General features: G+C 61.0%; 24 protein-coding genes and 1 pseudogene. 14 read left to right on the forward strand and 11 right to left on the reverse strand.

Annotation, left to right across the window (positions count from 1 at the left end):
• Nucleotides 1–51: 51 nt before the first annotated feature.
• The 7 genes from C7477_RS05065 (at nucleotide 52) to C7477_RS05100 (ending at nucleotide 5,415) form a co-directional block, all read left to right on the forward strand.
• Nucleotides 52–723, forward strand: coding sequence for an arylesterase (locus C7477_RS05065; RefSeq protein WP_110749663.1), 672 nt, complete (start codon nucleotides 52–54; stop codon nucleotides 721–723).
• A gap of 113 nt (nucleotides 724–836) precedes the next feature.
• Nucleotides 837–1,418, forward strand: coding sequence for an RNA 2',3'-cyclic phosphodiesterase (thpR, locus tag C7477_RS05070; protein ID WP_110749664.1), 582 nt, complete (start codon nucleotides 837–839; stop codon nucleotides 1,416–1,418).
• Between the two features lie 72 nt (nucleotides 1,419–1,490).
• On the forward strand, nucleotides 1,491–1,862 hold the full coding sequence (locus C7477_RS05075) for a YkvA family protein (protein WP_110749823.1): 372 nt from the start codon (nucleotides 1,491–1,493) through the stop codon (nucleotides 1,860–1,862).
• Nucleotides 1,863–2,180: 318 nt separating this feature from the next.
• Complete coding sequence (locus tag C7477_RS05080) at nucleotides 2,181–2,684, forward strand: invasion associated locus B family protein (protein WP_110749665.1); 504 nt, start codon at nucleotides 2,181–2,183, stop codon at nucleotides 2,682–2,684.
• Nucleotides 2,685–3,032: 348 nt separating this feature from the next.
• Nucleotides 3,033–4,271 (forward strand): dual-specificity RNA methyltransferase RlmN, encoded by a 1,239-nt coding sequence (gene rlmN, locus C7477_RS05090; protein ID WP_110749667.1) that lies wholly within the window; start codon nucleotides 3,033–3,035, stop codon nucleotides 4,269–4,271.
• Between the two features lie 98 nt (nucleotides 4,272–4,369).
• The gene (locus C7477_RS05095) at nucleotides 4,370–4,816 is read left to right on the forward strand and encodes a hypothetical protein (protein ID WP_110749668.1); all 447 of its coding nucleotides are present in this window, start codon (nucleotides 4,370–4,372) and stop codon (nucleotides 4,814–4,816) included.
• A gap of 155 nt (nucleotides 4,817–4,971) precedes the next feature.
• Complete coding sequence (locus C7477_RS05100) at nucleotides 4,972–5,415, forward strand: hypothetical protein (protein ID WP_110749669.1); 444 nt, start codon at nucleotides 4,972–4,974, stop codon at nucleotides 5,413–5,415.
• Nucleotides 5,416–5,418: 3 nt separating this feature from the next.
• Here the strand turns inward: C7477_RS05100 and C7477_RS05105 are convergent, their stop codons facing one another.
• The gene (locus C7477_RS05105) at nucleotides 5,419–6,078 is read right to left on the reverse strand and encodes a LysE family translocator (RefSeq protein ID WP_110749825.1); all 660 of its coding nucleotides are present in this window, start codon (nucleotides 6,076–6,078) and stop codon (nucleotides 5,419–5,421) included.
• A 63-nt stretch (nucleotides 6,079–6,141) separates the two neighbouring features.
• On the opposite strand from C7477_RS05105, the gene C7477_RS05110 reads away from it, so the two are divergent.
• The 5 genes from C7477_RS05110 (at nucleotide 6,142) to C7477_RS05130 (ending at nucleotide 13,512) form a co-directional block, all read left to right on the forward strand.
• Nucleotides 6,142–6,441 (forward strand): putative quinol monooxygenase, encoded by a 300-nt coding sequence (locus C7477_RS05110; protein ID WP_110749671.1) that lies wholly within the window; start codon nucleotides 6,142–6,144, stop codon nucleotides 6,439–6,441.
• Between the two features lie 77 nt (nucleotides 6,442–6,518).
• Complete coding sequence (locus tag C7477_RS05115) at nucleotides 6,519–7,739, forward strand: argininosuccinate synthase (protein WP_110749673.1); 1,221 nt, start codon at nucleotides 6,519–6,521, stop codon at nucleotides 7,737–7,739.
• A 199-nt stretch (nucleotides 7,740–7,938) separates the two neighbouring features.
• On the forward strand, nucleotides 7,939–8,775 hold the full coding sequence (locus C7477_RS05120; RefSeq protein ID WP_110749675.1) for an ImuA family protein: 837 nt from the start codon (nucleotides 7,939–7,941) through the stop codon (nucleotides 8,773–8,775).
• On the forward strand, nucleotides 8,672–10,243 hold the full coding sequence (locus C7477_RS05125; RefSeq protein WP_110749677.1) for a Y-family DNA polymerase: 1,572 nt from the start codon (nucleotides 8,672–8,674) through the stop codon (nucleotides 10,241–10,243). Before C7477_RS05120 ends, C7477_RS05125 begins: the two co-directional genes overlap by 104 nt.
• Nucleotides 10,244–10,251: 8 nt before the next feature.
• Nucleotides 10,252–13,512, forward strand: a complete 3,261-nt coding sequence (locus C7477_RS05130) for an error-prone DNA polymerase (protein WP_110749679.1) — start codon at nucleotides 10,252–10,254, stop codon at nucleotides 13,510–13,512.
• 25 nt (nucleotides 13,513–13,537) lie between these two features.
• Here the strand turns inward: C7477_RS05130 and trhA are convergent, their stop codons facing one another.
• The 10 genes and pseudogenes from trhA to C7477_RS05185 form a co-directional block, all read right to left on the reverse strand.
• Nucleotides 13,538–14,200 (reverse strand): PAQR family membrane homeostasis protein TrhA, encoded by a 663-nt coding sequence (trhA, locus tag C7477_RS05135; RefSeq protein ID WP_110749681.1) that lies wholly within the window; start codon nucleotides 14,198–14,200, stop codon nucleotides 13,538–13,540.
• 211 nt (nucleotides 14,201–14,411) lie between these two features.
• Nucleotides 14,412–14,852, reverse strand: a pseudogene (locus C7477_RS05145) (transglycosylase SLT domain-containing protein); the annotation flags it as partial.
• A 191-nt stretch (nucleotides 14,853–15,043) separates the two neighbouring features.
• On the reverse strand, nucleotides 15,044–15,232 hold the full coding sequence (locus C7477_RS05150) for a hypothetical protein (protein WP_110749687.1): 189 nt from the start codon (nucleotides 15,230–15,232) through the stop codon (nucleotides 15,044–15,046).
• A gap of 74 nt (nucleotides 15,233–15,306) precedes the next feature.
• Complete coding sequence (locus C7477_RS05155) at nucleotides 15,307–15,513, reverse strand: hypothetical protein (protein ID WP_110749690.1); 207 nt, start codon at nucleotides 15,511–15,513, stop codon at nucleotides 15,307–15,309.
• A gap of 11 nt (nucleotides 15,514–15,524) precedes the next feature.
• On the reverse strand, nucleotides 15,525–15,716 hold the full coding sequence (locus C7477_RS05160) for a ribbon-helix-helix domain-containing protein (protein ID WP_110749692.1): 192 nt from the start codon (nucleotides 15,714–15,716) through the stop codon (nucleotides 15,525–15,527).
• A gap of 104 nt (nucleotides 15,717–15,820) precedes the next feature.
• Nucleotides 15,821–16,357: a peroxiredoxin gene (locus C7477_RS05165; RefSeq protein WP_110749694.1), complete on the reverse strand. Its 537-nt coding sequence runs from the start codon at nucleotides 16,355–16,357 to the stop codon at nucleotides 15,821–15,823.
• Nucleotides 16,358–16,511: 154 nt separating this feature from the next.
• The gene (locus C7477_RS05170; protein ID WP_110749696.1) at nucleotides 16,512–17,147 is read right to left on the reverse strand and encodes a nucleoside/nucleotide kinase family protein; all 636 of its coding nucleotides are present in this window, start codon (nucleotides 17,145–17,147) and stop codon (nucleotides 16,512–16,514) included.
• A gap of 1 nt (nucleotide 17,148) precedes the next feature.
• The gene (locus C7477_RS05175) at nucleotides 17,149–17,955 is read right to left on the reverse strand and encodes an ATP-binding cassette domain-containing protein (protein WP_181418348.1); all 807 of its coding nucleotides are present in this window, start codon (nucleotides 17,953–17,955) and stop codon (nucleotides 17,149–17,151) included.
• Complete coding sequence (locus C7477_RS05180) at nucleotides 17,931–19,013, reverse strand: ABC transporter permease (RefSeq protein WP_110749700.1); 1,083 nt, start codon at nucleotides 19,011–19,013, stop codon at nucleotides 17,931–17,933. The genes C7477_RS05175 and C7477_RS05180 overlap by 25 nt, the downstream gene beginning before the upstream one ends.
• A gap of 184 nt (nucleotides 19,014–19,197) precedes the next feature.
• Entirely contained in the window at nucleotides 19,198–20,220 is a 1,023-nt protein-coding gene (locus tag C7477_RS05185) for a sugar ABC transporter substrate-binding protein (RefSeq protein WP_110749702.1), read from the reverse strand.
• 286 nt (nucleotides 20,221–20,506) lie between these two features.
• On the opposite strand from C7477_RS05185, the gene C7477_RS05190 reads away from it, so the two are divergent.
• Complete coding sequence (locus C7477_RS05190; protein ID WP_110749827.1) at nucleotides 20,507–21,772, forward strand: ROK family transcriptional regulator; 1,266 nt, start codon at nucleotides 20,507–20,509, stop codon at nucleotides 21,770–21,772.
• A gap of 123 nt (nucleotides 21,773–21,895) precedes the next feature.
• On the forward strand, nucleotides 21,896–23,527 hold the full coding sequence (locus tag C7477_RS05195; protein ID WP_110749704.1) for an alpha-D-glucose phosphate-specific phosphoglucomutase: 1,632 nt from the start codon (nucleotides 21,896–21,898) through the stop codon (nucleotides 23,525–23,527).
• Nucleotides 23,528–23,532: the final 5 nt, after the last annotated feature.

Here is a 23,532-nt window from a genome sequence, read left to right on the forward strand (position 1 = left end):
TCGAATATGCGAGATCGCATGGGAAGGGCATTTTGATATGGGTTGCCGTCGATGAGATTCAAACCGGTTCATGCATTTGCGGCCATTTTCATGGTCGCCTCGCTTGTTTTTTTCAGCCTGATCCTGGTGCCGATGGCAGAAAGCCAGACACGCGCTGGCGCGGACGGAAAGCCCATTCGCATCGTCGGCTTCGGCGACAGCCTCATGGCCGGCTACCAGTTGCCCCCTGAAGATGCCTTTCCCGCCCGTCTCGAACAGGCGTTGAAGAAGGCGGGTTACAATGTGGCGATAGAGAATGCCGGCGTTTCCGGTGACACCACGGCGGCGGGCCTCGCCCGGCTCGACTGGTCCATCCCCGACGGTACGGAACTGGTCATTCTGGAACTTGGCGCGAACGATGCGCTGCGAGGCATCTCGCCTGACATCGCCGAGCAAAATCTTGACGCCATGCTTGCCCGCCTGAAAGCGCGGGGCATAACCGTGGTGCTGGCCGGAATGCTCGCCCCGCCCAATATGGGTAAGGCCTATGCCGCGCGGTTCGACGCCATCTATCCGCGCCTGGCGGAAAAATACGGCGTGGCGTTTTATCCGTTTTTTCTCGATGGCGTTGCGGCGCAAAAGACCCTGCTTCTGGATGATGGAATGCACCCGAACGCCGAAGGAGTGGCGCGCATGGTTGAAGGCTTCCTGCCGGTGTTGGAGAAGGTTCTGCAACAGAATTAACAGAGGTAAACGCACTCTTTGTTCACCTTGCCCGAACGCGCGAGAACAAACGGCTTGCTCTTCCTCCCATTCGGTGTTTCGCTAGAGGGGTAGAACGATTCGAGGAGGATGCCATGCCGCGTCTTTTCACTGCCCTCGAAATTCCGCGCGACGCCGCGCTCTCGCTTTCGCTTTTACGGGGCGGCCTCATCGGCGCACGCTGGATTGATGTCGAGAACTACCACATAACCTTGCGTTTTTTCGGAGATGTCGAAGGCCATATGGCCGACGAAATCGCTAATGCGCTCGACCGTATCCGTCGTCCGGAATTTATGCTCAACCTTTCCGGCGTCGGCGCTTTCGGCTCGAAGAAGCCGCACAGCATATATGCGGGCGTGGCGCCTTCGTCCGATCTCTTCGCGCTTCAGGCGGAGATCGAGCGCATCTGCCAGCGGCTGGGATTATCCGCTGATCCCCGCAAATTCACGCCGCATGTCACGCTTGCGCGGCTCAAGAACGTCCGCGCCGACGATGTGGCATTCTATCTCTCGTCACGCGGCAATTTCGCCACGGTGCCGTTCCGTGTTGGGCGCTTCGTGCTGATGTCGTCGCGCGATTCGGTCGGCGGCGGCCCCTATGTCATAGAAGAAGCTTGGCCGCTCCAGTCGCGTCGCCAGGCGCCTCCCATACATATAAGTGCGCAAAGAACGTTTTGACGGCCCGTTCCGCTCCCCTTGCGGGCATGGCTTGGGCATCCCATGTTTGACCCGGATTCGGAGATGCGCATGATGGACAAGGTCAAGATCGGCGAAATTCTCGCGCCCGGCAGCGAAAAAACGCAAAGGCGGCGGGAAAAACGAGTGCGCGCCCTGTTCTGGAAAACGGTGCGCAAGGCCGCTCGCTACATCCCCTTCATGGAGGATGTGGTCGCCGCCTATTATTGCGCGCTCGATCCCCACACGCCCCGGCGTGTGCGGGTCACGCTTATGGCTGCGCTTGCCTATTTCGTGCTGCCGCTCGATTTCATTCCCGACTTTCTGCTGCCCTTCGGCTTCACGGACGATATCGCGGTGCTGATGACGGCGCTGCGAGCGGTGCGATCGCACATCACGCCTGCACACCGCGAGGCCGCCCGCAAGGCGCTTGCGAAACTGGACTGATTCGTCCCTTAACCGATGGGTAAGCATAGGTGGATGCTTGTCCGCTGGATCGCTTCGGCGGATCACATTCTCGCCTTTGTTTTGGATGAAATCCGAGGTTCCACAACACCGCTTCAGGGGCTTTGAGCTTTTTCATTCAGAAAAGCATGGCGCATCCGCAAAACTTCACCGTTTCGTAACCCAGATTAAGTCAAATTAAGAGGGAATTGGAGCGGGATAGGCGCGGGGGAATCGCGACGGCCATCCCGATCTCGGGCCGGAATTCGTGCTAGAGTTCAGGCCAAGGTATGAAGCAAACGAAAGAAAACCGGTAGGAACATGCTTGGAAAATCGATCGTCGCGGCTTCTGTGTTCATGATGGGGATGGCGGGTGTGGCACTCGCGCAAACCCCGAGCCAGATCAGCCAGTTCAACGCGTGGGGCGCTTATAGCTACCAGTCGGCCAACGGCAAGGTCTGCTACGTCCTTTCGGTGCCGACCCAGAAGACGCCTGCCAGCGTCGATCATGGCGACAATTTCTTCCTGGTGAGCCAGAAGCCCGGCCAGAATGTCTCGTTCGAACCGCAGTTCATGGCGGGCTATGAGCTGCAGGCCAATTCCAAGGCGATCGTGACCGTGGGCAAACGCAGCTTCACCATGTTCGTCAACGGCAAGTCCGGCTGGATGGAGAACGCGGCGGAAGAGCCGCAACTGATAGCCGCCATGCGCGGCGCCGCGGACATGTCGGTGAAGGCCGTCTCCAAGCGCGGCACCGCCACGAGCTATACCTATTCGCTGAAAGGCATTTCGGCGGCGCTTGCGGCAATTCAGAAGTGTAAGTAGGCTATTGCTTATAGAAATGAGGAAGGCTGGAGGAAACTCCAGCCTTTTTGCTTTGCAGGCTCTCCCTTTCCCTCCCCCTTGCGGGGAGGGTGGCCCGTAGGGTCGGGTGGGGGTGGTGACGATTGTGCTCCAACGGGCGGTCACAGCGCGCTGCCTTCACCACCCCCATCCGCCCGCTCCGCGGGCACCTTCCCCGCAAGGGGGAAGGAGAGCGCTGGGGTGACGCCCAGCCCTTTCCATGCTATGAGCCGCCCGAAATGCGCCTTGCGACTGGCGCAGCGATGGGCGAAGCCCCATATTATCCCGAAATTCCTTGAATGTTGAAAACCCCAAGTTCCTGAAAAGCCGATGTCCATTTCGTTTGACTTGACCATTCCATCCGCGCGTGACGCGCTTGCCCAGGCCGCTCGCGCGAACCTGACGCCGAAGCCGTCGCTTGTCGGCCTGACGCGCGCCGAGATGGGCGAGGCGCTGGCCGGCATCGGCGTGCCGGAGCGGCAGGTCAAGATGCGCGTCGCGCAATTGTGGCACTGGCTCTATGTGCGCGGCGTGGCGGATTTCGCCGACATGCTCAACATCTCCAAGGATATGCGGTCGCTTTTGGCGCAGCATTTCTCCATCGGACGTCCGGAAATCGTCGACGAGCAGATTTCCAATGACGGCACCCGCAAATGGCTGTTCCGGTTTCCCCCGCGCGGCGCCGGTAGGCCGGTCGAGATCGAAACCGTCTACATCCCCGAGGAAGGGCGCGGCACGCTCTGCATATCGAGCCAGGTCGGCTGCACACTCACCTGCTCCTTCTGTCACACCGGCACGCAGAAGCTGGTGCGCAACCTGACGGCGGAGGAAATCCTAGGCCAGCTCATGGCCGCGCGCGATCGTCTCGGCGATTTTCCGGATCAGAACACGCCGGACGGCGCGATGGTGCCCGCCGATGGCCGCAAGGTGACGAACATCGTCATGATGGGCATGGGCGAGCCGCTCTATAATTTCGAGGAAGTGAAGAAGGCGCTGCTCATCGCCTCCGATGGCGACGGTCTCTCGCTCTCAAAGCGCCGCATCACGCTGTCAACCTCGGGCGTTGTGCCGGAGATTTACCGCACCGGCGAGGAAATCGGCGTCATGCTGGCGATTTCGCTCCATGCGGTGCGCGACGATCTGCGCGACATGCTGGTGCCGATCAACAAGAAATATCCGCTCAAGGAACTTATCGCCGCCTGCCGCGCCTATCCCGGCCTTTCCAACGCCCGGCGCATCACCTTCGAATATGTGATGTTGAAGGACGTCAACGACAGCCTCGATGATGCCAAGGAACTGGTGCGGTTGCTCAAGGGCATTCCGGCCAAGATCAACCTGATCCCGTTCAATCCCTGGCCGGGCACGAATTATCAGTGCTCCGACTGGGAGCAGATCGAGCGCTTCGCCGATTATGTCAACAATGCCGGCTATGCTTCGCCGATCCGCACGCCGCGCGGGCGCGACATCCTCGCCGCCTGCGGCCAGCTGAAATCGGAATCCGAACGCATGCGCAAGACGGATCGCCTCGCGCTTGAGGCCATGATGATTGCGGGGCACGGCGAGGATTGAGCAAGTCCAGGAAAAGTGTGCAGCACCTACGCGGGACAAACAGTCCACTGGACTGTTTGTTGATCCCGCTCCGATCCGTCCGGACTTGCGGCTAAAAGATGAGCGACTTTTTTTACCTGATCTGGCGCTTCATTCTGGCATCGATGGGCTGGCTGGCGGCGGTGATCGCCGCCGCCGTTGTCCTGACGACACTGCTCTTCGCCGCAGGCAACCACGGCCCAGCCGATCAGGGCGCCGTGGAAACCATTTTGCAAGTCAGCCTCGCGACCACGCCGTTTACGGTTTTTTACGTGGCGACCGGAACCTTCATTCCTTCGCTTTTCATCATCGTATGGGCGGAATTCGCCTCTCGCCGGGACTGGCTGTTCTATAGCCTCGCCGGGCTGCTGATGGGCGTGGGCATTGTCGGCTACCAGCTTTTTTACAATGCGCAGGCCGGGTCTTCGGACTATGTCCTTTTCTCTGCCACGGCAGCAGCAGCCGGCATCATCGCCGGCTCGGTCTATTGGTTGATCGCGGGGCGGTCCGCTGGGCCGAGGCGCTGACTAATCGTCATCGCAATGCCGGGAAACGCCGGCGAACGGCTGATGGCGCTAAACTCTTGGCCCGGCACGGATAATCCATTCTGCAGTTTGGAACAAATTGAACGCTTCGCCTGTTATATCATGATGCCGGCTATGGTCGCAGGGCATGGTGAACAATGAATAGCGTGTTCTATTATCTCTGGCGCTTCATTCTGGCCTTGACCGGGTGGCTGGTATCGGTGATCGTTGCCGCCTGTATCATGGCCGTGCTGCTCCCCTTCGGCAATCGCGAACTCGCCAATCTGACCGCCATGGAAAAAATATCGAGTACCGGCCTCGAAGGTTTTCAGGCTCTGATTTTTTATGTCGGGGTCTCGACCTTCATTCCTGCCCTTTGGGTCATCGTGTGGGCAGAGTCCACGGCTCGCCGGGGCTGGCTGTTCCATAGCTTCACCGGCCTGCTGGTGGGAATGTACGTCGTCAGTTTTGGTCTCTTCATGCATATGCAGTCCGGACCCTGGAGCTATCCTTTCATTACCGCTGCAATAGCAGTGGCGGGCATCGTCGCCGGGTCCATCTATTGGCTGATCGCGGGGCGCTCCGCCGGGCGCAGACGCTAGACCTCATTTCGCCTGCGTTAGCAAAATTTTGCATGCAAAAGCCGAGAAGACGCCGGCGAACAGCCAGTCGGTGATCCGCGTCACGGTCGGGTTCTTTTTCAGCAAGCCGGCGAATTTGTCGGCTGCGAGGATCATCGGAATGACGAAGGGCAGCGACAGCGGGATGAAGGACAGCCCAAGGAAGAACAGCTTTCCGGGCGCGTGCGGGTCGCTGGCCGAGACGAATTGCGGCAGGAAGGTCATGAAGAACAGAATGATCTTCGGATTGAGCAGATCGATGCCGAGCCCGGTCAACCAATTCTGGAAGAGACTCTGCGAGCCTCCGCCTGTCTTTTCGGGCGAGAAGGCCGAGCCGTTGCGGATCGCCTGGATGGCGAGCCAGATGAGATAACCGGCGCCGACGATCTTTAGCACGAAGAAGGCCTTCGGCGAGGCGACGATCAGCGCGGAGAGACCAAGCGCGACCATTGAGGTATGAATGGCGATACCGGTGCTGGTGCCGGCAAGACAGGCGAGGGCCGCCGCGCGCCCTTGCGCCAGTGCCCGCCCGACGAAGAGCGTCATATCCGGCCCCGGCGTGATCGTCAGGATAACGGATGCGATGGCGAACTGGACGAGGACAGGCCAATCGGGAACAAAAGGCAAATTTGTCAGGAAAGACATTGATTGCGCTCCAAAGGAATGCAGCATGCTAAATGACTTCATAACCAAAAGGAACGGGATAAAATGCTGCTCATCGTTGGAACCGTCCGCTTGCCGCCGGAAAACCTGGCACTTGCGCGCGAGGTCATGCAGGGCATGATTCTGGCAAGCCGGGCAGAAGACGGCTGCGTTGAATATTGCTACGCTGAAGACCTTCTGGAACCGGGCCTCATCCATGTGAAGGAGATGTGGCGCGACCGGATATCGCTGGACCGGCATTTCGCCTCCGCCCATATATCCGACTGGCGCGCCACATGGCCTCGGCTCGGCATCGGCGACCGCAATCTCCGGCTTTATGAAGTCGGCGAACCGCAAGCGGTATGACCCTTCAGCTTGTGCTTGCTTGTGCCTAGCTGATAAAAGACCTGCCGAACTCTCATGGCATCATACGGACAAAGAACATGAACAAGTGGAAAGACGTCAAGAAGGTCGTGCTCGCTTACTCGGGCGGCCTCGACACTTCGATCATCCTGAAATGGCTCCAGACGGAGCTGGGCGCGGAGGTCGTGACCTTCACCGCTGATCTGGGCCAAGGCGAGGAGCTGGAGCCGGCGCGCAAGAAGGCCGAGATGCTGGGCATCAAGGAAATTTTCATCGAGGATGTGCGCGAGGAGTTCGTACGCGATTTCGTCTTCCCGATGTTCCGCGCCAATGCCGTCTATGAGGGCGTCTATCTCTTGGGCACCTCCATTGCCCGCCCTCTGATTTCCAAGCATCTGATCGAGATCGCGAAGAAGACCGGCGCCGACGCCATCGCCCATGGCGCGACCGGCAAGGGCAACGACCAGGTGCGCTTCGAGCTTTCGGCCTATGCGCTCAACCCGGATATCAAGATCATCGCCCCCTGGCGCGACTGGACCTTCAAGAGCCGCACCGATCTGCTCGAATTCGCCGAAAAGCACCAGATCCCGGTGGCCAAGGACAAAAAGGGTGAGGCCCCGTTCTCGGTTGACGCCAATCTGCTGCACTCTTCGTCCGAAGGCAAGGTGTTGGAAGATCCTGCAGTGGAAGCGCCGGAATATGTGCACATGCGCACCATTTCGCCTGAGGCCGCGCCTGACAAGGCGACCATCATCAAGGTCGGCTTCGAGAAGGGCGACGCCGTTTCGATCAATGGCGAGCGGCTCTCGCCCGCCACGCTTCTGGCAAAGCTCAACGACTATGGCCGCGATAACGGCATCGGTCGTCTCGACCTTGTCGAGAACCGCTTCGTCGGCATGAAATCGCGCGGCGTCTATGAGACGCCCGGCGGTACGATCCTGCTCGCCGCTCACCGCGCCATCGAATCGATCACGCTCGACCGCGGCGCAGCGCATTTGAAGGACGAGCTGATGCCGCGCTATGCCGAGCTCATCTATTACGGCTTCTGGTTCTCGCCGGAACGCGAGATGCTGCAGGCGGCCATTGACCTGAGCCAGAAAAATGTCGAGGGCGAAGTGACGCTGAAGCTCTACAAGGGCAATGTCATGGTCATCGGTCGCGAGAGCGGCAAGTCGCTCTATTCCGACAAGCTCGTCACCTTCGAGGACGATCAGGGCGCCTACGACCAGAAAGACGCCGCCGGCTTCATCAAGCTGAACGCCCTGCGCCTGCGCACGCTCGCCGCGCGCGACCATAAGTAATCAGGCTGATATCGCAAACAAGAAGCCTCCCTTTTCGCGAAGGGAGGCTTTTTAGGTTTCGACTGCAATTTTTCACGTCGAGGTGCAAGGTCGGCACCCGAACGCCAGTGGACGCTGAGCATCGGCTTTTCCGGCTTGACTCTTCCTTCACGCGATTCAATACTAGAACAAATGTAGAACAATCATAGAGGTTGGTATTGTGAGCACCGTCGATCTTTCGGCGTTGCGGCGCGCTGTTGCGGCTATTGATGGCAAGGATGCTCAAGGGGATGATTCCCGCCGTTCCGTCTTCACCCTGGGGGTTGATGAGGCGGATCGGGTATTCGCCGGAGGGCTGCGGCGAGGCGCGCTGCACGAGATATTCGCGGCGCAGGCAGGCGATGCGGGCGCAGCGATGGGGTTCGCTCTCGCCCTTGCATTGCGGGCCTCGGATGGCGAGCGCCCGGTCGTCTGGCTGGAGGAAGATGTCGTGGGACGCGAAAGCGGCGGTATCTATCCGCCGGGCCTCGCCGCGCTGGGCTTCGACCCCCAGCGGCTTCTGGTCGTGCGCTGTCCGTCGGCGAAGGATGTGCTGCGGGGCGCTTCCGATGCGCTGGAGGTTGCGGGCATCGGCGCCGTGGTAATCGCGCCATGGGGGGCGCCGAAATGCCTCGATCTGACGGCTTCGCGGCGTTTGCAGCTGGCCGCGCGGGAAGGGGATGTGCCGGCATTTTTGTTGATGCAGGACAATACACCCGGCGGCAGCGCCGCATTGGCGCGCTGGCGGATCGCCGCCGCGCCATCGCAATCAAGCGGTGGATGGGCAAGCGGTGGATGGGCAAGTGGTGGATGGGCAAGTGGCATAGGGACGCCGGGCGCGCCGGCTTTCGACGTCACGCTTTTGCGCAACCGCCAAGGTGCGACAGGACATTGGATCATGGAATGGAATATCGATGAAAACATCTTCAAACCCGTCGAGACATTTTCTGGCGCTATGGTTCCCGTACCTTTCCACCGACCGGCTGCAGCGCGAAAATCCGCAGGGCAGGGCCGTTGATGCGCCGCTCATCGTTGTCGACCGGATCGCCAATGCTCTGCGGCTGACGGCGGTCGATAGCCATGCCGCTGCCGCCGGTCTTCGGATCGGCATGGCGTTGACGGATGCGCGCGCCCTGTTCCAGAATCTGGAGGTTGCCACCGCCGCGCCCGCCGAGGATCAGCGGCTTCTGGGTCAGCTGGCCGACTGGTGCCACCGCTATTCGCCGCTTGTCGCCTTCGATCCGCCGCATGGCATCGTGCTGGATGTCACCGGCTGCGACCATCTCTTCGGCGGGCTGGAAGCCATGCTGCGGGATGTGGTAACGCGCTTGCGCAAGTACGGTTTCGCGGTCAAGGCCGCCATCTCAGGCAATGCCGCCGCCGCCCGCGCGCTTGCCCGGTTTTCGCGGGGCGGTGTTTTTTCCGATGTTGGCGATGACAGCATATTGCGCCTGCCGCTGGTCGCCCTGGAGATTGAGGAGACCAGCCTTGTCGGCTTGAAGCGGGCAGGTTTGCGTGAGCTTGGCGATGTCGCGGCTCTCCCGCGCGCTGCGCTGACAGCACGTTTCGGCGAGGCCGTGGTGAACCGGCTCGACGCGCTTTTCGGCCGCGCCGCCAGGCCTGTCTCGCCGCTCCGCATGGTTCCGGTCAGCACTGCCCAGCGGCGAATGGCGGAACCGCTGATCGCCATGGAGGCGGTCGAGATGCTGCTCCGGCAATTGGGCGATGAATTGTTTTCCTCGCTTGAAGAGCGCGGCGAAGGCGCGCGCGAGATAGAAGCGGCCTTCTTCCGCGTCGACGGTCAGGTGCGCCGCATTGCCGTTCAGGCCGGGCGTCCGCTTGTCGAGACCGCGCCGTTCTTTCGCCTGATCGGGGAGCGGCTTTCCGCGCTCTCCGAGCCGCTCGACGCGGGCTATGGTTTCGATGCGGTGCAATTGGCGGCGCTTCGCGTGGAACGCGTCGTCCACAGGCAGACGAGCCTCGATGTCAGGCGTGAAACGGCATCCGGTATCGGTGCGCTGGTCGACCGGCTTTCGGCCCGTCTCGGCCCCGCACGGGTTCAGCGTTCCTTGGCCGTCGATTCGCATATTCCCGAACGGGCCTTCTCGATGATGCCGGCCATCCACCAGACAGCGGATGAAGCGCTGGCGCGACCGAGATTCGCGTCCGATGGGTACCGCACGGTCGGCGATCCGCCGGCGCGTCCCATTCGCCTGTTTCAGCCGCCGCAGCGCATTGAAGCCGTGGCGGGGTTACCTGACGGGCCGCCCATGCAGTTCCGCTGGCGGCGCGTCCTGCATGAGGTTGCGCTTGCCGAGGGGCCGGAGCGGATCGCGCCGGAATGGTGGCGCGATAATCTGGATGCCAGGGCGCGCGATTATTATCGCATAGAGGACAATGCCGGACGCCGGTTCTGGATCTTCCGCGAGGGGCTTTATGGCCGCGATCATGCGCCCCAATGGTTCCTCCACGGGCTTTTTGCGTGAGACGGGCCATGCAGGATTATTGCGAACTCGCAGTCAGCAGCAACTTCTCCTTTCTGCGCGGCGCCTCCCACCCCAGTGAACTGGTGAAGGCGGCGGTGGAGTTGGGCCTATCCGGCATCGGTATTGCGGATCGCAACACGCTCGCCGGCGTGGTCCGCGCGCATATTGCGCAGCGCGACCTGCAGGAGAAGGGCTTCCCGGTCAGGCTTTTCATCGGTTGCCGCCTGGCTTTCGTCGACGGCACGCCGGATCTGCTCGTTTATCCGCGTGACAGGGCGGCTTACGGCCAGCTCTGCCGCTGTCTGAGCGAAGGCAAGGCGCGGGCGGGGATAAAGGGCGAGTGCCATCTCTATTGGAAGGATTTCCTGTTTAGGGCAAAGGCTTTTCAGATCGCCGTTTTCCCCCCGGATGAGCCGGATGCGGCATTCCCTGCTTTCCTGCATGGAATAAGCCTCGTCGCGCCGGATTCAGTCTGGCTTGCGCTATCCATGCCGCATCGAGGCGCCGATGCGCGGCGGGCGGAAGCGCTGGCTCGGCTGGCACGCGATGCTGGGCTGCCGCTTCTGGCGGTCAATGATGTACTTTACCATGCCCCGGAGCGTCGCCCCCTGCAGGATGTTCTGACCTGCATTCGCGAGCATGTGACGATCGATGCGGCCGGGCGAAAGCTGGAGAAGAATGCCGAACGACATTTGAAACCGCCAGCCGAGATGGCGCGCCTGTTCCGCGCTTTTCCGGACGCGATCGCCGCCACGCAAGCCTTCACCGCGCCCATCGCTTTTTCACTGGATTTATTGAGCGAAGCCTATCCCGACGAGCCGGTGCCACCAGGCAAGACCCCGCAGCAGCATCTGGAGGATATCGCTTGGGAGGGCGCTGAGGAGCGCTATGGCGCGGAAAAAATCCCGCAAAAGGTCCGCGATCTCCTGGAAAAAGAGCTGAAACTGATCGGGAAATTGAAGTATGCGCCCTATTTCCTGACCGTTCATGACATCGTCCAATATGCCCGCTCGCAGAATATCCTGTGCCAGGGGCGCGGCTCGGCGGCCAATTCCGCCGTCTGCTATTGTCTTGGCATCACGGCGGTCGATCCGGCGCAGAGCGACCTTCTTTTCGAGCGGTTCATTTCCGCGGAGCGGCGGGAACCGCCAGATATCGATGTTGATTTCGAGCATGAGCGGCGCGAGGAGGTGATGCAGTATGTCTACAAGCGTTACGGCAGAACGCGCGCGGCCATCGTCGCGACGGTCATCAGCTACCGTTCGCGCAGCGCCATTCGCGATGTCGGCAAGGCGCTGGGCTTGACCGAGGACGTGACGGCGGCGCTCGCCGGCACGGTCTGGGGCATTTCCGGCGGAGGGCTGGAGACGCGCGAGGTGCGGCAGGCGGGCCTCGATCCGCAAAACCCGATGATACGTCGCGCCGTCGCGCTTGCCTCCGAGCTGATCGGTTTCCCGCGCCATCTGTCGCAGCATGTCGGCGGCTTCGTGCTGACGCAGGAGCGGCTGGACGAGACCGTGCCGATCGGGCCGGCGGCGATGAAGGACCGAAGCTTCATCGAGTGGGACAAGGACGATATCGATGCCGTCAAGCTCATGAAGGTCGACGTGCTGTCGCTCGGCATGCTTACCTGCATTCGCAAGGCCTTCGACCTCATTCATCTTCATGGCGGCCGGCGGCTGGAGCTGGCGACTGTGCCGCAGGCGGACCCGGCGGTCTATGACATGCTGTGCCGCGCCGATTCGATCGGCGTCTTCCAGGTGGAAAGCCGGGCGCAGATGAGCATGCTGCCAAGGCTCAAACCCCGGAAATTCTACGATCTGGTGATCGAGGTGGCGATCGTGCGGCCCGGACCCATTCAAGGCGATATGGTGCATCCTTATCTGCGCCGCCGCAATGGGGAAGAGAAGGTGCATTATCCGGCCCCTTCGCCCAAACATGGCGACAAGAACGAGTTGCGCAACATCCTGGAAAAAACCCTGGGCGTGCCGCTGTTTCAGGAACAGGCGATGCGGATCGCCATCGATGCGGCGCGGTTCACGCCCGAAGAGGCCAACCAGTTGCGCCGCGCCATGGCGACCTTCCGGCATATGGGCACGATCCATGAGCTGCAGGAAAAGATGGTCGGCAAAATGATCGTACGCGGTTACGATCCGGTCTTCGCCGAGAATTGCTTCAACCAGATCAAAGGTTTCGGCGAATATGGCTTTCCCGAAAGCCATGCAGCGAGCTTTGCCGTGCTCGTTTATGTCTCGGCCTGGATCAAGTGTCATCACCCGGCGGTTTTCGCCGCGGCCCTCCTCAATTCCCAGCCCATGGGTTTCTATGCCCCGGCCCAGATCGTCCGCGACGCTCGCGATCATGCCGTCGAGGTTCGCCCGGTCGATATCAATTTCAGCTTCTGGGATAGCACGCTTGAACACACCGCGGATGGCACACTCGCCCTGCGGCTCGGCTTTCGCCAGATCAGCGGCTTTTCAGAGAACTGGTCGAAGAAATTATGCGAAAGGCGCGGCGCTACCGGCTATCCGAGCATCGAGGAGCTGCATCGCCGCACCCATTTGGAAAGGCGTGCCTTCATGGCTCTCGCCGATGCCGATGCGTTCGGCTCGCTCGATATTGATCGCAGACAGGCCCTCTGGGGCGTACGCCGTCTGCCGAACGACGAGACCATGCCGCTTTTCGAGGCGGCGCAGGCAGCGGAACTGGCGGACGAGGCAGAGGTTCTGCTCCCGGCAATGGAAATGCCGGAACACGTCATCGTCGATTACGAGACGACGCGCTTGTCGCTCAAGGGACATCCCCTGCAGTTTTTACGCGATGGCCTGGAGAGCGAGGGAGCGATCAGTTGCCGCGAAGCCGCGACGGCGAGAAACGGCCAAGGGGTCAAGGTCGCCGGCGTCGTCACCATCCGGCAGAGGCCGGGCAGTGCCAGGGGCGTCGTCTTTATCACTATCGAGGATGAAACCGGCATCGCCAATATCGTTGTCTGGTCGAAGCTGATGGCGATCCAGCGCAAGGAGGTCATGGGTTCCCGGCTGCTCATGGTCGAGGGCCATGTGCAACGCAGCAAGGAAGGTGTGGTGCATGTGGTCGCGAAAAGGCTTTTCGACCGGTCCGGCGAACTCATTGGTCTCGCAGACCGGGGCCTCGCAGACCGGCCGTACCTGGAGCCGCCGCATGCCGGTTCCGCCCAGTCAGCCGGAAAATCGATTGCCCGGCATCCGCGCAATGCGCGCATCCTGCCGAAATCGCGCGATTTTCATTAATCTTGAAAGATCAAGGGATCCAGGCTCAGGACACCGAGATGGAGTAGAACACCGCGCCATAGTGCAATGCCGCGCCGACGGCGACGAAGGCATGCCAGATTGCGTTATGGAAGCGCAAGCGGCGCCAGACATGGAAGATCACGCCTAGCGAATAAACGATACCGCCGGCGGCGATCAGCCAGATGACGGCGGGAGAGAGCGATGTGACCATTGAATCGTAGATGAGCACGCCGCTCCATCCGAGCGCCAGATAAAGAAGAATGGAAAGCCGGTCGAAGCGGCCTGGCAGGAAGAGCTTGATCGCAATGCCGATAATGGCGATTGTCCACAGTGCCGCCAGTAGCAGCCATGATTGCCCGCCCATCTGGATGACGAAGGGCGTATAGGTTCCGGCGATCAGGACATAGATCATCGAATGATCAAAGCGGCGCAGGAACCATTTCGTCGGCGTGACCGGCCAGATATTATAGACCGCCGATATGCCGAGCGCCGTGACGAGGCTTGTGGCATAGATAATCGCCGCGATGAAAAGGTGCGGCGGGTCGGCGCGAAGTGAAAAGGCGACCATTGCAATCGCCCCTATGACCGCGAAAACCACGCCGACGACATGGACGATTCCATCGGCCCACAATTCGGCGATGTCATAATCCCAGCGAAGTTGCTCCGGTATTTTTAAACGATCAGCCATTGCAACGGGGTGCCTTTCTCAGGGCTGTCCAAAGCAAGTCCAGGAAAAATGTGAAGCGGTTTTCCCGGGAAAAACGGGAACCGTTTTCCCAGCGGACTTGCGTAAAACTCCAAAGCAAGTCCAGGAAAAGTGTGAAGCGGTTTTCCGTCCGGACTTGCGTAAAACAAAGAAGTAACAAGCCCCTGTTACGAAAGCATGAACCCCCAATTTGTCAATCGGATGAGGGGGTAACACCGATACGCACCGGTCGGTCCGGAATGACTGCCGGGGGCGTAAAGGCCGCGGGAAGCGCCGGTTCGGCACTGAACGCTTGCGGCTTCAATCCGGTTTCCTCGAGCAGTCCCTTGCGCTTGGCATCGTAATAAAACCCGCGCGAATAAAAGCGCACGGCTTGCGCCTCGTTGCGGTCTGCCACGAGATAGGCGCCGGCAAGATACTTCACACCATATTTAAGGTTGGTTTCGGCATTGAGCAACCCATTCGCCGGACCAGGATAGCCCATGGCCCGCGCCGTGTCGTGCCTGATCTGCATCAACCCCAGATAGGGACCGTTGCGCGCGGCGGGATTGAATTTACTTTCCCGCTCCACGACACGCCGGACCAAGGGTTCCGGCACCTGATAAGCCGCTGAATATTGAGCGATCAACCCATCGACGCCTTGCTTGGGCGGGGCTGCCACCGGCTCGGCAATCTTCTCCGGTACGGGCGCCACCGGCTGCTCGGCAGTTTTCTCAGGCGCGAGCGCCACCGGCGCGGGCTTTTGCACTTCCAGTTCCGCCGCCGTGCAGGCAGCAAGGACAAGGGAGCAGACGGCCAGTGCGGCAAAATGTGAATTCATGCGCATCAAACGTCGAAATCGGTCCCGAGCCGCTTTTCGAGTTCCACGAGATCCTTCGGCAGGGGCATTCCGTTGGCCTTGAGTTCGTTCAACTTCTCGCGGATGGCCTCGCGGATTTCCGCCGCGCCTTCGGGTTGATTGATCATTTCCTGAAAAAGAAGCGCGATCTCCGCCTTGATGTCTTCGAATGCCATGAGCCTTCCTCTTGTTCCCCACCATTTTAGCACGTTTGCTTGGCGTGGCGAAAGGCCCTCTATCTTCTGGAGCTCTACAGCAGCGGCAGGAGTTCCCTGATCTGCTCCAGATCGCCGGCGGTGAATGTGAGCGGATCGATGTCGATGCGTCCCGTGGCATCGAGGAGGGCGACGGTCATCCATGCAAGCGCGGCAAGCAGGATGAACGCTAGCGCCAGGAGGATGATGAGACGCTTGCCCAGCGTCGAGGGAGGCGCAAGCTCCGGTGGCGAATTGTCCATATCGCTTGGCTCTAATCGTCGTTGCTGGAATTCAGGTCTTCCGGCGGCGTACCTTCTTGCGGAGCGGCGGGGAGATAGCCTTCCTTTACCATCCAGTCGCGCAGGATCAGCGCAATCGCCTCCGTCTTGTTGATGCCGCGATGCTTGGCCGCGATGAAGCGGTCGAGCGCGTCCTGCAGGTCTTGGGGGAGATGGGTGCTCATGCAGTCTTTCCTTCAGAAACACTTCCTCATTGCAACCAAATCGTGGCAATAATTGTCCCGGCCGCGCTGGCACGGCCGGGATTTCATCAGGATTTCGGACAGAATTAGGCGGCTTTGGCCATCTTGAGGCTGGCGAGAATATTTTGCGGCGCGGAAACGCCGTAGGGGTCGGTGTCGCAATTGTCGGAGAAGCCTTCCTCCTCGAACCACTGTTCCACCACGCCATTGTTGATGACCGCCGCATAGCGCCAGGAGCGCATGCCGAAGCCGAGATTGTCCTTGGCGACAAGCATGCCCATCTTGCGGGTGAACTCGCCCGAACCATCCGGAATCAGCTTGATATTTTTCAGGCCCTGGGCCTTGCCCCAGGCATTCATGACGAAGGCGTCGTTGACGGAGACGCAGTAGATTTCATCGATGCCTTCCGCCTGAAATTCCGCGTAGAGCTTCTCGAAATCGGGAAGCTGATAGGTCGAGCAGGTGGGCGTGAACGCGCCGGGCAGGGAGAACAGGATGACTCGCTTGTTGCCAAAATAGTCGGCGGTCGTCTTGTCTTCCCAGCGATAGGGGTTCGGGCCTTCGATGTTCTCGTCGCGCACGCGCGTGCGGAAGGTGACATCAGGTACTTTTTTCACGATCATGGCAGTTCCTAGCATAACAACGATAGGCCGGCTCCGCGGAGGGCAAGAGGGCCTTGGACTTGTGTCTTTAATTGCACGTCGGGAGAAACGCGCCGGCGCGTTTAAACCATGCTGCAATTGCGAAGGAAAGGTTCGAAACGCCGCAGTCGTTCCATCAACTATATGTTTGCACGATATAATCCGCCGGTCGCGATGATGTGACCACCAGTTGCGCATTGGGGATATCGTTGGAAAGCGCACGGGTCCGCGCTTCATCCAAGGTATGGCCATGGTCGAGCCAGCGCTGGATCAGCCGTCGCTCCAGTTCGGCAAACGGCACGTCGAGGGAGATGGTAAGATCGAACAGCGGATGGAGACGGTTCCACGGCGCCTCATCGAGCAGAAGGTAATTGCCCTCGATGATGAGGATGCGATGATTCGCCTGGATGACGGAGGCCCCGGCACGGGCAAGATCGAGCATCCGGTCGAAGACCGGAATGACGATCTCGTCATCCGACATTTTGAGCCGCCCCAACAGCATCTCAAAACCGGCGCAGTCGAAGGTCGGCGGCGAGCCCTTGCGGCTTCTCAAGTTCCGCTGGTCGAGGATGGTGTTGTCGAGGTGAAAGCCGTCCATCGGCACGATGGTCGATGGCCCATCGCCACCCTTGTTCAGCGCATCACGCAGGCCTTCCGCCAGCGTCGATTTGCCCGCTCCGGGCGGCCCCGCGATAGCGACGAGCAGGCGCTCGCCGTCTTCAAGCCGGGACAGGATGGCGGAGGCCAGTTGGTCGCGGTCGATTTGCGTCATGTCAGGCTGCAAGCACATCCGCCGGTGGTTTCATCGCGCCGGTCATCAGGGCCACCGCATCCGACATCGAATAGTCGGAAGGCTTGATGACGGCAAGCCTGCGCCCGAGGCGGTGAATATGAATGCGGTCCGCCACCTCGAACACATGCGGCATGTTGTGCGAGATCAGCACGATCGGCATTCCCCGCGCCTTCACATCCTGGATGAGATCGAGGACGCGGCGCGATTCCTTGACGCCGAGCGCCGCCGTCGGCTCGTCCATGATGATCACCTTGGAGCCGAAGGCCGCGGCCCGCGCCACCGCCACGCCCTGCCTTTGGCCGCCTGAAAGAGTCTCCACTGCCTGGCTGATATTCTGGATGGTCATCAGCCCCAGTTCGGAAAGCTTTTCGCGCGCCGTCCGCTCCATGGCCGGGCGGTCGAGCATCCGGAAGACACTTCCGAGCACACCGGGCTTGCGGATCTCGCGCCCCAGAAACATGTTGTCGGCGATGGAGAGCGCCGGCGAAAGCGCCAGATTCTGGTAGACGGTTTCAATGCCCGCCGCCCGCGCATCCATCGGCGAGCGAAAATGGATCGGCTTGCCGTCGAGCCGGATTTCGCCTTCGTCGGGCGAGACGGCGCCGGACAGCGCCTTGATGAGGCTCGATTTGCCCGCGCCATTGTCGCCGATCACGGCAAGGATTTCGCCGGGATAGAGATCGAAATCCGCCTGGTCCAGCGCCGTGACCCGGCCATAGCGCTTGACGAGGCCGCGAGCGGAAAGAATGGGTTGGGTCGCGTTCATGCCGCAGCCTTTCTGATCCATTGGTCGATAGCGACGGCGGCGATGATGAGCAGGCCGATCATCAGATAGGTCCATTGCGGATCGGTGCCCCAGAGTCTCAAGCCCAGCGCGAAGACGCCGACGATGAGCGCGCCGAACATGGTGCCGAGGATCGAGCCGCGCCCGCCGAAGAGCGAGATGCCGCCGATCACCACCGCCGTGATCGATTCGATATTGGCGAACTGCCCGGCTGTCGGCGAAACGGAACCGAGCCGCCCGATCATCGCCCAGCCAGCCAGCGCGCAGATGAGGCCGGAGAGCACATAGACCGAGACGAGGATGGGCTTGACCCGAACGCCTGAAAGTTCCGCCGCTTGTTCATCGTCGCCGATGGCATAGACATGGCGTCCCCAGGCGGTGTGGTTGAGGACATACCAGAGGGCGAGCACGAGCGCGACGAAGACGATCACGCCGTAGGTGAACACCGCGCCGCCGAGCCGGAAATTTTCCCCGAAGAATTGCAGGATCGGCGCGTTGGCGCTGATTTCCTGCGCGCGTATGGTTTCATTGGCGGAATAGAGGAAGTTCGTCGCCAGGATCACCTGCCACATGCCGAGCGTGACGATGAATGCCGGCAGCCGCACATAGGCGACGAGGAAGCCGTTGATGAAGCCGCACAGCGCGCCGACGGCGAAGCCGCACAGGATGGAGAGTTCCGGCGGCAGGCCGTAGCGGAAGGTGAACTGCCCCATCACCACCGAGGACAGCACCATGATGGCGCCGACCGAGAGATCGATGCCCGCCGTCAGGATCACCAGCGTCTGCGCCGCCGCCACGATGCCGGTGATCGCCACCTGTTGCAGGATCAGCGTCAGGGCGAAGGCGGAAAAGAATTTCGATCCCACCAGCAGCCCGAAGATGACGAGCGACGCCAGCAGCACGATCAGCGGCACGGCAGCCGGGTTCCCATGCAGGAACTCCCGCGCCCGCTGCAGGAACGTCTTGCCGTGTCCTTCGAAGGACGCGACCTCGGCGGGGCTTGCTGGAAGCACTCGCTCGAAATCTTGGGATGGAGATGACGCCGGTGTCGGCTGGGTCATGGGTAGTTTACCTCATCCTCATATGCAGGTGCCTTCCCTCCCCCTTGCGGGGAGGGTGGCCCGGAGGGCCGGGTGGGGGTGGTGACGGTTGTGCTCCAACGGGAGATCACAGCGCGCTGCCTTTACCACCCCCATCCGCCCGCTCTGCGGGCACCTTCCCCGCAAGGGGGAAGGAAGGCGGCGTTTATCCCCAGCACTTCGCCAGCGCGGTCTTCGTATCGATGGAAGGCAACCCCGGAACCGGCTTGTCGGTCACCAGCGTCACGCCCGTATCCACGAAGGTCTTGCCTTCGGTCGGCTTCGGCTTTTCGCCCGTATCGGCGAACTTCTTGATCGCCTCGATGCCGAGGGCGGCCATCTGCAGCGGGTATTGCTGCGAGGTCGCGCCGATGATGCCTTCCTGCACGTTCTTCACACCGGGACAGCCGCCGTCGATGGAGACGATCAGCGTGTCCTTTTCGCGTCCCAGCGCCTTCAGCGCCTCATAGGCGCCAGCCGCCGCAGGCTCGTTGATGGTGTGGACGACATTGATGGCCGGGTCCTTCTGCAGAAGGTTCTCCATGGCCCGGCGTCCGCCTTCCTCGTTGCCGTCGGTCAAATCGCGACCGACGATGCGCGCATCGTCCTCGTCGCCGAGCCGCTTGTCGTCCTTCGGGTCAATGCCGAAGCCCTTGTCGAAGCCCTGATCGCGCAGCACATCGACGCTGGGCTGCGATGCGGTCAGGTTGAGAAAGGCCACCTTGGCATCCTTCGCCTTGTCGCCAAGCGTCCCGGCGGCCCATTTGCCGACCAGTTCGCCTGCCAGGAAATTGTCCGTGGCAAAGGTGGCGTCGGCGGCGTCCGCCGGTTCCAGCGGCGTGTCGAGGGCTATGACCAACAGCCCCGCCTGACGCGCCTTCTCAAGGCTCGGCACGATGCCCTTGGTGTCGGAGGCGGTGATCAGGATGCCCTTGGCGCCGTCGGCGACGCAGGTCTCGACCGCCGCGATCTGGCTTTCCGTGTCGCCATCGATCTTGCCGGCATAGGTCTTGAGGTTGACGCCCAATTCCCCAGCCTTGGCGATCGCCCCTTCCTTCATCTTGACGAAGAAGGGATTGGTGTCGGTCTTGGTGATGAGGCAGGCGCCCGGCTCCGCAGCGCTGGCGGGCATGGCGGCCGCGCCGAGCATGAAGGCGGTGAAAGCCGACGCGAGAATCGTCTTGTTCATGAGTTCCCTCCCGGAACATGCCGGTACGAGCCGGCTTGGATCGAATTATAGGCCGATATCTTCAGTTGCGAAGCCTATCGTTCTTTGAGGGAAACATGCCAAATACGAGTCTGTCAATTAATAAATCCGCTTGATTTATTAATGCTCTGTGCCAAGTTCAAAGGGCGGTATGTCCCTTGGGACGTGCCCTAACGCCATGCGAATCGGTTTAACATTTTGAAATATCGGGATGTTCCGATGGCTGGATCAAAAGCTCCAAAATGCGACCGGCGGTTCAGGAAAAGTAATGGCTGTGGATAGGGAAAGAGCAAGAGCGCACGCCACCGGCGGCTTCAAGCCCGAATATGCATTCGATCACGCTCCCGCCATCAGTCGCGGCTCCAACCAGACCGGCGTGCGCGCCTATAATGAGCGTCTCGTCCTCTCTCTCGTTCGCCGCCACGGGGCGTTGCCGCGCGTCGAAATCGCAAGGCTGACCGGCCTTTCGGCGCAGACGGTCTCCGTCATCATGCGCGGACTGGAGGAGGATGGCCTGCTTACGCGCGGCGAACGCGTGCGCGGGCGGGTCGGGCAACCCTCGATGCCCATGAGTTTGGCGGCTGAAGGCGTTTTTTCCTTCGGGCTCAAGATCGGCCGTCGCAGCGCCGAGCTGATCCTGATGGATTTTCTCGGCAACATCCGGATGCGGCTGCATGAAACCTATCGCTGGCCGGTACCCGATGCGATCAGGAAATTTGCCCTCGACGGCATTGGCCATTTCAGCGCTTCGCTGGATGCGGCGCAGCGCAGCCGCATTGCCGGGTTGGGCATCGCCGTACCTTTCGAATTGTGGAACTGGGTGGAAGAGGTCGGCGCGCCGCAGGCGGATTTGGACGCCTGGCGCGAGGCCGATCTCGTCCGCGAATTCGCCGCCCAGCTTCCCTTTCCGGTCTTCACGCAGAATGACGCCACCGCCGCCTGCGGCGCGGAACTCATCTTCGGGCGCGGGCCTGAATTCGCCGATTTCATTTATTTCTTCATCGGCTCCTTCATCGGCGGCGGCGTGGTGCTGGGCAACACGCTTTACCCCGGACGAACCGGCAATGCCGGCGCGGTCGGTTCGATGCCGATTCCGGGACCGTCTTTTGGGGGCAAGCCCAGGCAGTTGATCGACGCCGCCTCGGTCTTCGTGCTGGAACGCATGTTGCAGGAGCGCGGCAACGATACGAACGCCCTCTGGCTCTCGCCGGAGAACTGGGAGGATTTCGGCGCGCCCGTCGATGAATGGATCGCGCTCACCGCCCGCAATCTCGCCCATGCCATTGTAGCGGCTGCCTCGATCATCGATTTTTCCGCCGCCATCATCGATGGCTGGTTCCCCGTCTCCGTGCGCCACCGCATTGTCGAAGCCGCGCGGATGGAGATATCGGGGCTGGACCTGCAAGGCATCACCGCGCCGGAGATCGTCGAGGGCAAGGTCGGCGTCCACGCAAAAGCCGTCGGCGCCGCCAGCCTGCCGCTTTTCAATCGCTATCTCTTCGACCAGAGCGTGCTGTTCAAGGAAGCGGGTTAACTGCTCGCACAAATTGTTATTTCAAAACAACAAACTTGATCTACTCTGTCGCACAATCAGCACGCAAACGAGTGATATCCAGTATTCGCTTTCGAGCTGCGAATTTCTAACACAGAGGGCCATATGACCGTCCTGACGATTGCCACCAAGCCATATGACGACCAGAAGCCCGGCACTTCAGGCCTGCGCAAGAAGGTGCCGGAATTCCAGCAGGCGAACTATGTCGAGAACTTCGTCCAGTCGATCTTCGATTCGCTTGAGAATTTTCAGGGCGCATTGCTGATCTTGGGCGGCGACGGGCGCTATTACAATCGCGAAGTCATCCAGAAGGTGCTGAAAATGGCCGCCGCGAACGGCTTCGGCCGGGTCATGGTCGGGCAGGGCGGCATTCTCTCGACACCCGCCGCCTCGCATCTCATCCGCAAGTACAAGGCGTTCGGCGGCATCATCCTTTCGGCGAGCCACAACCCCGGCGGTCCGGATGGCGATTTCGGCATCAAGTACAATATCGGCAATGGCGGCCCCGCGCCTGAAAAGCTGACCGAGGCGATCTTCGCCCGCTCGCTAGCGATCGACCGCTATCTGACCCTCGACGCGGGCGAAATCGACATCGACCGGCTGGGCGAGACGAAGCTTGGCGACATGACCGTGGAGGTGATCGATCCCGTGACGGATTATGCGGAATTGATGCAGGAACTGTTCGATTTCGACGCCCTCCGCGCTCTGCTCAAATCCGGCTTCACCATGCGCTTCGATGCGATGCATGCCGTCACCGGCCCCTATGCAACGGAGATTTTCGAGCGCCTTCTCGGCGCGCCCCAAGGGAGCGTGGTCAATGCCATCCCGCTTCCCGATTTCGGCGGCCATCACCCGGACCCCAACCTCGTCTATGCCAAGGATCTCTACGATCTGATGATGTCGCCGCAGGCTCCCGATTTCGGCGCCGCGTCCGATGGCGATGGCGACCGCAACATGATCATCGGGCGCGGCATCTTCGTCACCCCATCGGATTCGCTGGCGATGCTCGCCGCCAACGCGTATCTGGCGCCGGGCTATGCCGGCGGGCTGAAAGGCATCGCCCGCTCCATGCCCACCAGCCGCGCCGCCGACCGTGTGGCGGAAAAGCTTGGCATCGGCATGTATGAAACGCCGACCGGCTGGAAATTCTTCGGCAATCTGCTCGACGCCGGACTGGTTACGATCTGCGGCGAGGAGAGTTCAGGCACTGGGTCGAACCATGTGCGCGAGAAGGACGGGCTATGGGCGGTGCTGCTCTGGCTCAATATCCTCGCCATCAGGCGCGAGAGCGTGCTCGATATTGTGGAAGAGCATTGGCGGACCTATGGCCGCAACTATTACTCCCGCCACGATTACGAGGAAGTCGAGACAAGCGCGGCCAACAGCCTCATCGCGGACTTACGCGGACGGCTGGCTGGCTTGCCGGGCACTTCATATGGAACGCTGACCATCGAAAACGCCGACGATTTCGCCTATCACGACCCCGTCGACCATTCGGTGAGCGAGCATCAGGGCATCCGCATCTTCTTCGACGGCGGCTCCCGCATCGTCTACCGCCTCTCGGGCACCGGCACCTCGGGCGCCACCCTCCGCGTCTATATCGAACGCTTCGAGCCGGACCCGGCCCGGCAGAACCTCGAAACGCAGGAAGCCCTCGCCGATCTGATCGTGGCTGCGGAAGATATCGCCCATATCCGCGAATATACCGGCCGGGAAGGGCCGAGCGTGATTACGTAAGAGGG

Origin of the sequence: Paramesorhizobium leguminum (assembly GCF_003217235.1) — a bacterium.
In the GTDB taxonomy this organism is placed as follows: Bacteria; Pseudomonadota; Alphaproteobacteria; order Rhizobiales; family Rhizobiaceae; genus Paramesorhizobium; species Paramesorhizobium leguminum.